Raw genomic sequence first — 13,871 nt, 5'->3', positions numbered from 1 at the left:
ATATGGATATTATTTCTGCAAAACAACGTTTTGGAATCATTGGAAATAATGAACAATTAAATCGTGCTATTGAAACCGCTATTCGTGTAGCACCTACTTCATTAAGTGTTTTAGTTACCGGTGAAAGTGGTGTGGGGAAAGAGAATATTCCTCAAATCATTCATGCTTATGGTCAGAACAAGCATAATAAATATGTAGCTGTAAACTGCGGAGCTATTCCGGAAGGAACGATTGATTCCGAACTATTTGGTCACGTCAAAGGTTCTTTCACAGGAGCTCATGCAGAACGTAAAGGTTATTTTGAGGAAGCTGATGGCGGCACTATATTTTTAGATGAAATCGGTGAATTGCCAAAAGCCACGCAAGCCAAACTGCTTAGAGTTTTGGAATCTGGCGAATTCATCAAAGTCGGTTCATCGAAAGTTTTGAAAACAGAAGTACGTGTAGTTGCTGCAACAAATGTCAACATTCAGGAAGCAATCAAAAAAGGAAAGTTCAGAGAAGACCTTTATTATAGACTAAATACCGTTCCGATCTTGATGCCTCCATTAAGAGATCGTGGAGATGATATTAGTTTACTGTTCAGAAAATTTGCAACTGATTTTGCTGAAAAATATAGAATGCCGGTTGTAAGACTTTCTCCGGAAGCCAAACAAATGATCGAACGTTATTATTGGCCAGGAAATGTCAGACAGCTTAAAAATATTACAGAGCAGCTTTCTATTTTAGAAACCACCAGAAACATAGAGACCGAAACATTATTAAATTATTTACCAAACTACACAGATAATAAATTGCCTGTTCTGGTAAATGCAAACACGGATTCCCAGGAAAGTCTCAAGGAAAGAGAAGTTCTATTCAAGGCTTTAATTGATATGCGTGCTGAAGTAGACATGCTTAAAAACGCAGTAAAATCATTGGCACAGGGGCAAGGACTTAATCCAAATAACTTTACTTCATCAGACAATCAGGATTTAGTAACTCCTGTTGCTCCAACCACGCAGGAACTTACCGTTTCCTCACCTGACATTTCCATCTCCAAAAGTCAATTTTCTAATTTTCCAGCTCCTCAAATACAGAATCATGAAGAAGTTGAAGAGTCACTATCTCTGGAGGAAAAAGAAAAAGAGCTTATTGAAAAAGCATTAAGCAAACATCGAGGTAAACGTAAATACGCAGCAAAAGATCTGGGAATCTCAGAAAGAACATTGTACCGAAAAATTAAAGAATACGATTTAAATTAATGAAAAAGCTATTATATATATATGTAGTATCCATTTTGGTTACAGCGTGTACAGCCAGTTACAGTTTTACCGGAACCTCAACCGGAAATGCTAAAACGATTTCTATTGAGACACTTACCAATAGAGCTCCTTTAACACCTCCTGAATACACACAGACCTTTACTGAGGGGTTAAAAGAACAGTATTTAAGACAAACAAGCTTAGATCTGGTAAAATCGAATGGTGATTTACAACTATCAGGTTTTATCCAAAGATATACCTCTGCTCCTATTGCGACTACGGGTGATGAAACCACATCACAAAACAGGTTGACAGTTACTGTTTCTATTAAGTTTGTAAATCAACTTGATCCCACTCAAAACTTTGATAAGACTTTTACCAGATTTGAGGATTATTCATCTTCAGAGAGTTTGAGCAACGTTCAGGATGAATTGTTTGCATCCATTACAGATCAATTGGCACAAGATATTATTCAGGCATCAATCGGAAACTGGTAGAGTGAATATTGAGCAACTCATATCAATTAATCAAACACCTTCGAAATTAGAAGATGTTTCTCTTCAAGAACTTGAGGGAATTGTAAAAGAATATCCCTATTTCGCTTTAGGTCGTGTTTTGCTCACAAAAAAAATGCAACAAACACAACATCTTCAATTAAAAAAAGAAATCAAGAAGACTGCTGTTGCCATACCAAACAGAAAGCTTTTATATCAATTCCTGTATCAAAAGGATATTCAAAAAACCATTATCGATTCGGAAGAATCATTAGAAGAAAAAATTGAAACTCCTAATGTTTCTATAGAAGAGCCAAAAACAACTGAAAATCCAGAAGAAGTATCCTCTTTTGCTAAACCTGTAGAAATACAACCAAAACCTAAAAAGACTTTTGAAAAACCAATTGATCTAAAAAGCTTAGGACAAAAAAAATCGGAAGAAATCGATTTCTTAGAACGACAAATCATTGGGCATACCATTGAACACGTCCTTTCGCAGGAAATCAAAGAAAAAAATGAGGTCATTAAATCCGAATCACCTAAAGAAGACCAACCAACCAATATTGGAGGTTCTCAAAAATTTTCAGATTGGTTAAACATTTTGGATCACGACAGATTCAAAGACTCAAGGTTGGATCAGACAAAGAAAGAGGAAGAATTCTCAGAGAAATCTATTATTGACTCCTTCCTTCAAAAAGACATTAACATCATCACTCCTACCAATGAAGATTCTGAGTTTTCGCCATCTAACCTGGCCAGATTAAGTGTCGTAGATGATGAAGAATTTGTAACCGAGACATTGGCCAATATTTATGCTAAACAAGGCAATCTGGAAAAGGCTCTCAAAGCTTATAAAAAATTGTTATTGAAATATCCGGAAAAAAAGACTTACTTTGCCGCCCAAATTGAGAAAGTAGAAAAAGATTTAAAATAGATTATAATGAGTTTTATAACAGTATTAATAATTATCGTAGGAGTTTTATTAGGTTTAGTTGTTTTAATCCAAAACCCTAAAGGTGGTGGTTTAGCTTCAGGATTTAGTGGAGCAAATCAATTCGGTGGAGTTCAAAGAACCAATGACTTTTTGGATAAAGCGACCTGGACTTTGGTAATTGCTTTATTTGCCTTGAGCATTATCTCATCTTCATTAACCAATCCTATTGATGCTGGTTCAGAAGAAGGAAGTTCTCAATTTCAGGAAATGGTAGAGGAAGAGCCAGGACAACAAGCTCCAGCTGCGCCAACTATTCCTACTGAATAATTCGAAAGATATTTACATTAAATGTCAGCTTGTCATTCAGGCTGACATTTTTTTTGCCCTAAATTTTAAAATACTGCCAAATTGAATCAACATTCAAATTGGCATAAATAATGACAAGCCCAAACTCAAATTCTAATAACAATAAAAAACATATAATAATGTCTAAGTTAAATATTCAACCTCTTGCAGATAGAGTTATCGTAGAAGCTGCTCCAGCGGAAGAAAAAACCGCTAGTGGAATCATTATTCCAGACACGGCTAAAGAAAAACCACAACAAGGAACTGTTGTAGCAGCTGGTAACGGGTTAAAAGATGAACCAATGACTGTAAAAGTTGGTGACACTGTTCTTTATGGAAAATATTCCGGAACAGAAATCAACATCGAAGGAAATGATTACTTGATCATGAAAGAAGCGGATATCTACGCAATTGTAAACGGATAATTTAATCACCAAAAACAAGACTAAAAATTAGAAAAAATGGCAAAGCAAATTTTGTTTGATATAGAAGCTAGAGACCTACTTAAAAACGGAGTAGATCAATTAGCGAATGCAGTAAAAGTAACTCTAGGACCAAAAGGGAGAAACGTTATTATCGACCGTAAATTTGGTTCTCCACACGTTACTAAAGATGGTGTTTCAGTAGCCAAAGAAGTTGAGCTTAAAGACCCAATCGAAAACATGGGTGCTCAAATGGTAAAAGAGGTTGCTTCTAAAACTGCTGACCTGGCAGGTGACGGAACAACAACTGCTACGGTTCTAGCACAAAGCATGGTAACTACTGGACTTAAAAACGTTGCCGCTGGTGCTAACCCAATGGATTTAAAGAGAGGTATCGATAGCGCAGTAAAAACTGTAATCGAGAACTTAAAATCTCAGTCTATTGAAGTGGGGGATGACAACTCTAAGATCGAGCAAGTGGCTACTGTTTCTGCAAACAACGACACCGAAATTGGTAAGTTAATTGCTGAAGCAATGGCTAAGGTAAAGAAAGAAGGTGTTATTACCGTTGAAGAAGCTAAAGGTACGGATACTACTGTTGATGTAGTAGAAGGAATGCAATTCGATCGTGGATATCTTTCTCCATACTTTGTGACTAACACAGAGAAAATGTTAACTGAAATGGAGAATCCTTACATCTTAATTTTCGATAAGAAAATTTCTACGATGAAGGACTTACTACCTGTTTTAGAAAAAACAGCTCAAACTGGTCGTGGTTTATTAATAATTGCTGAAGATGTAGACGGAGAAGCATTAGCTACTTTAGTTGTAAACAGATTAAGAGGTTCTCTTAAAATTGCTGCAGTTAAAGCGCCTGGATTTGGAGACAGACGTAAGGCAATGTTAGAAGATATTGCTATCTTAACAGGTGGTACTTTAATCTCAGAAGAGCAAGGCCGTAAATTAGAAGACGCAACTATCGAAGATTTAGGAACTGCTGCTACTGTAACTATTGATAAGGACAATACGACTATCGTTAACGGTTCTGGTTCTGAGGAAGCAATTGCTGCTAGAGTAGGACAAATCAAAGCGCAAATCGAGTCTACTACTTCTGATTATGACAGAGAAAAACTTCAAGAGCGTTTGGCTAAATTAGCCGGGGGTGTTGCAGTTCTTTACATTGGTGCTGCTACTGAAGTAGAAATGAAAGAAAAGAAAGACCGTGTAGATGATGCTTTAGCTGCTACTCGTGCTGCTGTTGAAGAAGGAATCGTAGCTGGTGGTGGAGTTGCTTTAGTAAGAGCTACTGAAGCTATCTCAGAATTATCTGGAGAAAACGAAGATCAAAACACAGGTATTGCCATCGTAAGACGTTCTTTAGAAGAGCCATTACGTCAAATCGTAACTAACGCAGGTGGCGAAGGCGCTGTAGTAGTACAAAAAGTAATGGAAGGTAAAGATGATTTCGGTTACAATGCACGTACTGATGTATATGAAAACATGATGACTGCAGGTGTAATTGATCCGACTAAAGTGACCAGAATTGCTTTAGAAAACGCAGCTTCTATTGCAGGTATGTTGTTAACTACTGAGTGTGTTTTAGCAGATGAAGAGGAAGAAAATCCAGCTCCGGCAATGCCTCCAATGGGTGGTGGAATGCCAGGAATGATGTAATTCCCAATAACATAAATTCAAAAAAGGCCGCTTCTATGAAGCGGCCTTTTTTGTTGCAGACAACTTTTATAACTTCTTAAACGTCAACCCTTAAACATAAACTCTATACCTATGCAATTCAAAACACTATTACTATCAACTGTAGCCACTCTATTCTCCTTATTCACTTTTGCCTCGCATTGGTCTTCAGGAGAAATTACTACTACTCATTTATATGGCAACACTTACAAACTCACTTTTACTATTTTACGAGATTGTGCAGGTGTAAACATGCCCGCCTCAGTAACCATAAACTCTAATAACGGAACATCATTCATATTACCAATGGATTATTCCATTAACTCAATCGGAGTCAATACTTCTTGCCCAACGATGATTAGCGGTTCTACATGTAATGGAGGGACTTTTCCAGGATATGAATACTATTCCTATTCTACTGTCGCTTCTTTACCATTGAATAATTCCTGGGAGTTTTATTATTCCTCCTGCTGTAGATCAACCGCTTACAATCTATTGGGGCCAGGAACTAATTTTTATATCTCTTCTAAGCTATATCAAAACAATGCTCCGTCTAACTCAATGCCTAAATTCCCACTTACACCAACAATAATTATTGATGGAACAAGTAACTTCAACATTGATTACTCTGCATTTGATCTGGAAAATGACAGTCTGGTATATTCATTTACCGATGCTTATAATACAGCGTCAACAACCGCTATATACAATGCCGGGCTTAGTGGGACAAACCCGATGAATGGATTATCCATTAATAGTCAAACAGGAGAGATTTCTTATACAGCTCCGGCACAGCCGATAATTGGTAATTTCATTATTAATATTAAATGTGAGGAATACGATAGAACAACTGGAACCTTGTTAAGCGAACACATGAAAGAGGTCACATTTATTTCTATTACTCAAGCTGGCCTTAGCATCTCTAACGTTCCACCTGTTTCTAATGGTATCATAGCAACAACAGGAGGCACCAACATCTCTGGAAATACCTTTAGCATGTGTCTAGGATCAAATGCGAATTTTGATTTATCATTTACCCATCCAAACAATTCCGTTACACTTTGGAGTCCGGTAGACAAAGATTATCCGGGGGTCACTTATTCTGTAACATCAGTAGGAAATACAAGTGCGATGAATGTAAATATTCCATCAACCATGCCTCAAGGAATCTATAGGTTTTACGTACAATCAATAGGAGACAATTGCAGCTTTGCCACTATGAGTTATGACACTTTCACTATTGAAATCAATGGAAATGTTGAAACCAATCAGGATTTAACGATCTGTCTGGGAGATTCTGTCAACTTACAGGCAACAGGTAATACGGCTTACACCTGGAGTCCTGGTACAGGCCTTTCATGTACAAACTGTCCGAATCCAACAGCTACACCTAATACCACCACAACATATGTAGTAACCGGAACTACAAATAATGGTTGTAACAACACCGATACAATAACAATTACTGTAGACTCTTTAAAGAATTACTATGGTGTAGTCTCACAATCAAATGGGACACCATATATCAATACAAAAGTTTATTTGATTGATTACAACCCTTTGGATAGTACTGTTACGGCTATTGATTCCGTATTAACAGATTCAAATGGTTTTTATTTATTTCAAACCACTGCTTCAATGGTTTGGTTAAAAATTGCACCTGACTCCGCTTTATATCCAAACGAATTACCAACGTATTTTGATAGTGCATTAACGTTTTTAGCAGCGGATTCAATTTTCTTGTATCCATGTGATACTGCAGAAGTAAACTTCTCCACTATATCTGGAACGAACCCTGGAGGAAGTGGTTTTATCTCTGGAAATGTATATCAGGGTGCGGGGAAAGCAGCTTCCGACCCAATGGAAGGCGTTGAACTTTTATTAGTTAACGATCAAAATGAATTTGTACAGTACTGGAAAACGAATACACAAGGGTATTTACAATTCTCTAATTTACCTTATGGCACATATAAAGTATTTGTTGACCGTGTAGGCGTAGATAATGACCTGGCTCCTGAAATTGATGTTAACGAATCTTCTAAAGACATCTCTTATAATTTTAAGCTATTTAGTGATAAACTGGTTCGTGATATGCCTAATTCTACAACAACTATTTCTAACAATAAGGTTTTAGACATTTACCCAAATCCGACAACACAGTACATCCATATCGTTTCTAATCAAGCGGTGGAATTCGTGATCATTAATCTAAATGGCCAGGTATTAAAATCAGGCATAGCATCTCCAAATGAAAATTCCATCTCGGTGAAAGAGCTTCAAAGTGGGGTATATTTCATCAAACTAAAATCTGATCACCAACAAACTATTCAAAAATTCATCAAAAAGTAAAGCAACAAAAAGGGGGCTGAAATTCAGCCCCCTTTTTATTTAAATTATATTATAGATTATTTCGGCTTTTTAACCGTAAACACCCTGCTAATATTAAATCCTATTCGAATATCTCCATCTGCCCAATCTCCAGTATTCTGTGTCAGAAATTGTTGCTCGTTCATACCTGCAGAATTTGTCAGGAATAATTGAAACACATGTCCTCCGGTTTCAATATCTACGCCAACAGAAAAAGAATAATCTACATATTGAGGTGCTAACTGATCAGGTAACACATAATGAAACTCATAAGTTAATGCCGCTCTTCTGCTAAACTTCTGGCGACCTCCAATTCCTAAAACAAAAACGTCATTACTCTCCGCGCGTGTTTCAACAAAGTTTCTATGTACTAAGGTAGGCATCAATTGAATCGTAGTTCCTTTATTGATTTTCCGTCCCACAATTGCCTGAAATGTATACCCCATTCTTGAAGTAAATAAATCCTGATCTGGGTTAGCTGCTTTCAATGAGTTAATCATCATAGAAGAGAAAAACTGTAATGATACAGGCATATTCTTAGCCCCGGTGCTTTGTCTTAAAATCTTAGCTTTAAAGAATCCATCATACGCTTTTTCATAGGTGCTTCGCCCTACTCCAATCATCAACCACGGAGTTAATCCATAATCAAAACCTATTCTGGTCACCGCATTATCCAAACCAAAAAACTCATCCACCCCAGTATTCAGTGCACCAAATCGATGTGAGATTCTTAAATCTAAAACGCCTTCGGCTGTGTTTTCCAACGAAATCGAATTGATAATTCGAGAGGCTTTATAGCTCGCAGTAGCATAATTAACTTCTGTTGAATCTTCTCCCAACTCATCTAATAAATCCAAATCATCCTGCGCCCAGGTAGAATAACTCAAGCCACAAAGCACACTTAAAAACAGTATCTTTCTTATCATCTAGTTCTCTTTTATTTCTTTTCTTTAAAATCCATAGAAATGGTCACCTCCAATTCCTTAGCAATCTTTTCACGCACTACACCAGGAATTTCGATATCATAATCTTCAGGGTTTACCTTAATCTTAGCTTCTCCCAAGATGGAACCGCCTTTAACAGTGAATGTAGCTTGTGTGGATATTTCTTTTGTCACACCATGAATCGTCAACTTCCCTTTCACATTTGCGGTATATGTCCCATCTTTTTTGAAATCAATGTCTTTAACATTCTCAATCGTACCTTTGAAAGTAGACTTTGGGAACTGATCACTTTCTACATAATTTTCATTAAAATGCTCTTGCATTAGAGCTTTTTCAAAATGAAAAGACTTCATAGTCACTGCAAACTGAATCGCTCCAGACTGCGAATCAAATATGGCCGTTACCGTTTTATTATGCGCTTCTATATCTTCAATTGACGTTGAAGAAAAAAACGAAATATTGCCTGTTCTGGTAAAATACTTTTGCGCATGAACACCTGAAAATAAACCAACAAGTGCAACGAGTAAAAATAACTTCTTCATAATTTCTCTAATTATTTAACAATTGAACAATGAGCTACAACTACACCCAGGTCGTCTCCTCCGGTACAGTGCCCTTTAACTTTAATTTCATCTCCTACCTGAATTCCTTCTATGGAAACACCCTGATCAAAATACGAATTCACCCCAAAGAAATCATCATTAGATTGCAACACAATCAGATTTCCTGATTCACCTTCGTTGGAAATTTCCATAACAACCCCATTGACTTCAATCACCTGATCCAAATATTTCTTATTCGATTCTTCTTCATTGTCTACATAAGCCTGAAATAAATCAACAGCTGAAATTTTGATTGAAGCCTCTTCTGCTCCAATATCTCTATGCGACTTATTGAGTTGCCAATAAGCGACACCTCCACCTATTATTCCCAGAGCTACCAGCCCTATAAGTACCTTCTTAATCATATCTACTAATTTGATGTATTAATTTTCCGGAGCTCCATCCGCAATCCATTGCTCCAACTTCTTTTGATCACATGAACTCAGCGGCCCCGCAGGAGGCATATCTTTTTGAATTAATGCACGCTGTTCGATTCTCGATAAATTCGCTTTTACCTCAGAATACGTTTCTAATACCGGAGGCTGTGCACCTGCCACATGACATCCTGAAACGGCACAACTATTTGTAAAAATTGCTTTGGTGTCATCATTATAGGTCAAACTATCTGTTTTACAATCATCCGGATTCGTTGGATATAAATCCTCTCCATTGTCATAGTAACAAGAAGAAACTGCAAACATCAAAAAACCCAGTACCCAAATTCTATTCATATATCTTTCTATTTAATAATCTTCTCAAAATCTCTTTGGACTTCTTCTATCCAAATACACTTCCAAATATAATCTTAACTGACAAATGTCAGTAGAAAGTAATTTCCAATACCACATTGTGTCATAAAAATGACCAAAATCCCGTTGAACTAAATTTCTTCATGTTTATAGTTCAAAAGGTGTTGGACTGTCCAAACTTCTCGATCTCTAAAATCTTCCTTACGCTCTGTACAATTAGATAAAGCACAACGACCACATAAATCTTTTCTACATGGCTCCATATGCACTGAGGTTTCAATACTCCCATCAAAAACACCTTCTAGTACACTATCCAAATGATTTACCTCATCATGAGAATCTTTCAAAAGGTAATACCATGGTAAAGTCAGATGGGCATCCAAATGAATCTTGGCTCCATAGCGTACCATTCGAACATTGTGAATATCCACCCAGGCATCTCTACGTTGACTTTCCAGTACTTCAGCCATCTTTTCCAAATATTCTTGATCTGCTTCATCCATCACACCCGCAATAGATTTTCGAATAATTTTATATCCGGTAACCGAAATAATCACTCCTAAAATAATGGCCAATACATTATCTAAAGCATCAATTCCAGTCATCCAAACCACACCTAACCCTATAATTAAACCTGCTGTTGTATATCCGTCAGAAATCAAATGTTTCCCGCCAGCTTCTAATTGCACCGAATTCACTTTTTTACCTTGCTGTACCATCGAATAGCCCATAGCATAGTTTACAATCCCCGCAAAAATAATAAGTCCCAAACTCAACGTATTGATATGAACTTCTTCAGGATAGAAAAAAGCATAAATAGCCTTAAAAATCATACCTGCCCCGGCAATACCAATTAATGCCCCTTCAAAACCAGATGATATAAATTCTATTTTACCGTGACCATAAGGATGATTATCATCCCGAGGAAGGGTAGCATAATACAAGCTGAATAGTCCCAAACCCGCTCCCAGAATATTTACCAAACCTTCCAAGGCATCTGTAAGAATAGCATTGGAATTTGTAATCAAATAAGCGGTGAGTTTCAATCCAAACAAAACAACTCCTAAAATGAGGGCTTTACGTTGAACCTGAATGTTCACCTGATCAATATTTTGTCTGGAATCTGACATCAAGTAGTAAATATACAGCTTTGCTCCTATCTTTTTTTTCAAGTAAATACAATTTTTTAATTTAAATATGGTTAATAGGCTACATTTGCGACAATGACCATTGTTATTTATAAAAAAACTAACATTATTATGAGGCTTGGCCTTCTCGTGTCTTTATTCTTTTTTACTGTACAATCTGTACACAGTCAGGTGAAATACTCCAATGAATTTTTAAATATTGGCGTGGGTGCAAGAGGTTTAGGCATGTCAAATAGTGTTACTGCTTCTACAGATGATGTTACTGCCGGTTATTGGAATCCATCCAATTTAGCCAACATCGAAGACAAAGCTCAAATAGGAATAATGCATGCCAGCTATTTTGCGGGTATTTCAAACTATGATTATGGTGCTGTGGCTATCCCAATAGAAAATGGTGTCGTTGGAATTTCTATGATTCGTTTTGGTGTAGATAATATATTGAACACCATCAACTTTAAAGACCCTAATGGAAATTTTAATTATGATCGGATCACAAAGTTCTCAACTGCGGATTATGGATTTTTGATTTCATATGCCCGAAAAACAAATATTGAAGGGCTAAACATTGGGGGGAATTTTAAAATTATTTACCGCCAAATTGGTGATTTTGCCAATGCATATGGTTTTGGGTTAGATGCATCTGCCAGTTACACTAAAAACTCATGGAAATTTGGCGTGATGGCTCGTGATATTACTACAACAGTAAATGCATGGAGCTATACTCTAGATCAGGCTACTATTGATGTCTTCAACGAAACCGACAATGAAATTCCACAAAACGGAACAGAAATCACACTCCCAAAATTGATTTTTGGAGCATCAAAAGAATTCAACATTAAAGATCAATTTTCCATTCAACCTGAAATTAATTTCGATACTTATTTTGATGGACAAAGACCAGTTTTGATCAGCAGTAGTAGCGTTAGTATTGATCCACATTTAGGGATTGAATTCGGCTATAACGACTTTCTTTATGTTAGAGGTGGAATCGGCAACATTCAAAAAGAACCTACAAAAGCCGGTGGCGAAAACTGGTTATTTCAACCCAATTTCGGAGTTGGATTGAGACTGGATGATTTATTCGGATTAGGCAATGTCATTCTAGATTATGCGCTAACTGCCATTGATCAAACCAATAGCTCACTATATTCCAATGTGTTTTCATTACGAATTGATATTTCGAATGTCAACAAAAAGAAGTAATCATCTACTGGATAACATATCCACATTTGATAGCATTTTGGTTACCAAATTCTAATACCATCAAGTGATACATTTTAAATCCCAAAGCTATCTTTGACAAATATTTATTGGAAATGAATGTATCGAAAAAACTTCTTTATGCCATTGTCTCCGGAGTAGCTCTAGCACTTGGATGGCCCTCAATAGGATCTTTCTATCCTTTGTTATTTGTTGCATTAATCCCTCTTTTCTTACTGGAACGTCAGGTTTATGATGATCATGTAAATAATAAACCCAGTAAACTATTTCCATATGTATATCTGAGTTTGATTGTATTCAACGTCTTAACCACATGGTGGGTCTGGCATGCCTCTGCTCCAGGTAGTGTTGTTGCTATTGTTTTAAACAGCTTATTTATTGCAATAACTATTCAACTCGCTCATTTCACCAGAAAAAAACTGGGCCATTTCCGTGGAGATCTGGCACTTATTTTCTTTTGGATTGCATGGGAATACTTCCACTTAGATTGGGACTTATCCTGGACCTGGTTGACTCTCGGAAATGGTTTCGCCAATGCCCCATATCTTGTTCAATGGTATGAATATTCTGGTGTTTTTGGTGGTTCGTTATGGATTCTGCTAAGTAATGTGATCCTTACGCAATGGATTTACAAATCACAACATAGACAAATTCCAATATTCTCAATACCTAATATTCCGGTTCTTTTTAAATGGGCATTGGTGCTACTCATTCCTGTGATTTCTTCGCTGTATCGATTTTATACTTATGAAGAGAAATCTAATCCGGTAGAAGTTCTTTCAATTCAACCTAACATTGATCCTTATAATGAAAAATTCGGAAGTCTCTCTTCTGCAGATCAGGTCCAAAAAATGTTTAATCTGGCCGAACAAAAAATCACCCCACAGACAGAATTTGTAATCTTCCCGGAAACCGCTATTCCGAAAGCATTTGACGAAGATTTATTTGAAGATACGAGAGAATTTCAAATCATCGAAAGCTTTTACCAAAAACATCCAAATGCACGTATTGTAATTGGTGCATCCACATTTGTAGTTTACGGACCGGGTGATCAAATCCCTTATACTGCCAGGCAAGCAAATAGTGGTATCATGTATGACTATTGTAATACGGCCATCTCAGTTGGTGCAGATTCAGAACCTGAGTTTTATCATAAATCTAAAATGGTTCCAGGTCCGGAAAAAATGCCTTTCCCTAAATTGTTAAAACCACTTCAAGATGCGGTGTTTGACCTGGGGGGTACCACTGGAACTTTAGGGAGCCAGAAAGAAAGATCTGTATTCACCTCCTCACAGCATCATAAAGCCGGACCTATCATTTGTTATGAGTCGGTTTATGGCGCTTTTGTTGGAGAATATGTCCAACAAGGAGCTGAAATTTTATTTATCATCACCAATGATGGTTGGTGGCAAGATACTCCTGGCTATAAACAACATGCCTTGTATGCACAACTAAGAGCTATTGAACATCGAAGAAGTATTGCGCGATCAGCCAATACGGGAACTTCTTGCTTTATCAATCAAAAAGGACAAACTTCACAAAATACTAAATGGTGGGTTGAAGATGCTATTTTAGGTCAGATTAATGCAAATGATACCATCACTTTTTATTCTAAATATGGTGATTTACTGGGGAGAATTTCCTTAGGGTTTGGCGCTTTATTATTGATCATGGCGATCTCAAGAGGTCTAATGAAAAAGGACGACTAA

14 protein-coding genes are annotated in these 13,871 nt (G+C 36.8%); 9 read left to right on the top strand and 5 right to left on the bottom strand.

Annotated features, from left to right (window positions below; genetic code table 11):
• The first annotated feature begins 2 nt into the window (after window positions 1-2).
• From KFE94_10505 to KFE94_10475, 7 genes are all read left to right on the top strand, one after another.
• Complete coding sequence (locus tag KFE94_10505) at window positions 3-1,244, top strand: sigma-54-dependent Fis family transcriptional regulator (protein ID UTW65110.1); 1,242 nt, start codon at window positions 3-5, stop codon at window positions 1,242-1,244.
• Window positions 1,244-1,741, top strand: coding sequence for an LptE family protein (locus KFE94_10500; protein ID UTW65109.1), 498 nt, complete (start codon window positions 1,244-1,246; stop codon window positions 1,739-1,741). The genes KFE94_10505 and KFE94_10500 overlap by 1 nt, the downstream gene beginning before the upstream one ends.
• A gap of 1 nt (window position 1,742) precedes the next feature.
• Window positions 1,743-2,672, top strand: coding sequence for a hypothetical protein (locus KFE94_10495; GenBank protein UTW65108.1), 930 nt, complete (start codon window positions 1,743-1,745; stop codon window positions 2,670-2,672).
• Between the two features lie 3 nt (window positions 2,673-2,675).
• Complete coding sequence (secG, locus tag KFE94_10490) at window positions 2,676-2,999, top strand: preprotein translocase subunit SecG (protein ID UTW68257.1); 324 nt, start codon at window positions 2,676-2,678, stop codon at window positions 2,997-2,999.
• A gap of 158 nt (window positions 3,000-3,157) precedes the next feature.
• The gene (locus tag KFE94_10485) at window positions 3,158-3,442 is read left to right on the top strand and encodes a co-chaperone GroES (protein UTW65107.1); all 285 of its coding nucleotides are present in this window, start codon (window positions 3,158-3,160) and stop codon (window positions 3,440-3,442) included.
• Between the two features lie 36 nt (window positions 3,443-3,478).
• Window positions 3,479-5,113, top strand: a complete 1,635-nt coding sequence (gene groL, locus KFE94_10480) for a chaperonin GroEL (GenBank protein ID UTW65106.1) — start codon at window positions 3,479-3,481, stop codon at window positions 5,111-5,113.
• A 111-nt stretch (window positions 5,114-5,224) separates the two neighbouring features.
• Window positions 5,225-7,480 carry a T9SS type A sorting domain-containing protein gene (locus KFE94_10475; GenBank protein ID UTW65105.1) on the top strand — a complete coding sequence of 752 codons (2,256 nt, stop codon included), beginning with the start codon at window positions 5,225-5,227 and terminating at the stop codon, window positions 7,478-7,480.
• A 56-nt stretch (window positions 7,481-7,536) separates the two neighbouring features.
• Here KFE94_10475 and KFE94_10470 read toward each other — a convergent pair whose 3' ends face one another.
• The 5 genes from KFE94_10470 to KFE94_10450 form a co-directional block, all read right to left on the bottom strand.
• Window positions 7,537-8,424: a hypothetical protein gene (locus tag KFE94_10470; GenBank protein ID UTW65104.1), complete on the bottom strand. Its 888-nt coding sequence runs from the start codon at window positions 8,422-8,424 to the stop codon at window positions 7,537-7,539.
• 11 nt (window positions 8,425-8,435) lie between these two features.
• Complete coding sequence (locus KFE94_10465) at window positions 8,436-8,984, bottom strand: YceI family protein (GenBank protein UTW65103.1); 549 nt, start codon at window positions 8,982-8,984, stop codon at window positions 8,436-8,438.
• Between the two features lie 11 nt (window positions 8,985-8,995).
• The gene (locus KFE94_10460; GenBank protein UTW65102.1) at window positions 8,996-9,409 is read right to left on the bottom strand and encodes a hypothetical protein; all 414 of its coding nucleotides are present in this window, start codon (window positions 9,407-9,409) and stop codon (window positions 8,996-8,998) included.
• Window positions 9,410-9,427: 18 nt separating this feature from the next.
• Entirely contained in the window at window positions 9,428-9,775 is a 348-nt protein-coding gene (locus tag KFE94_10455; GenBank protein UTW65101.1) for a hypothetical protein, read from the bottom strand.
• 149 nt (window positions 9,776-9,924) lie between these two features.
• Entirely contained in the window at window positions 9,925-10,965 is a 1,041-nt protein-coding gene (locus tag KFE94_10450; GenBank protein ID UTW65100.1) for a cation transporter, read from the bottom strand.
• An 87-nt stretch (window positions 10,966-11,052) separates the two neighbouring features.
• Between KFE94_10450 and KFE94_10445 the strand changes: the two genes are divergently transcribed.
• Window positions 11,053-12,144 (top strand): PorV/PorQ family protein, encoded by a 1,092-nt coding sequence (locus KFE94_10445; GenBank protein ID UTW65099.1) that lies wholly within the window; start codon window positions 11,053-11,055, stop codon window positions 12,142-12,144.
• Window positions 12,145-12,257: 113 nt separating this feature from the next.
• Window positions 12,258-13,871, top strand: coding sequence for an apolipoprotein N-acyltransferase (gene lnt, locus KFE94_10440; GenBank protein UTW65098.1), 1,614 nt, complete (start codon window positions 12,258-12,260; stop codon window positions 13,869-13,871).

This window comes from bacterium SCSIO 12643, from assembly GCA_024398135.1.
Classification (GTDB): Bacteria; Bacteroidota; Bacteroidia; order Flavobacteriales_G; family Salibacteraceae; genus CAJXZP01.
This window is presented reverse-complemented; position numbering and strand designations above follow the sequence as displayed.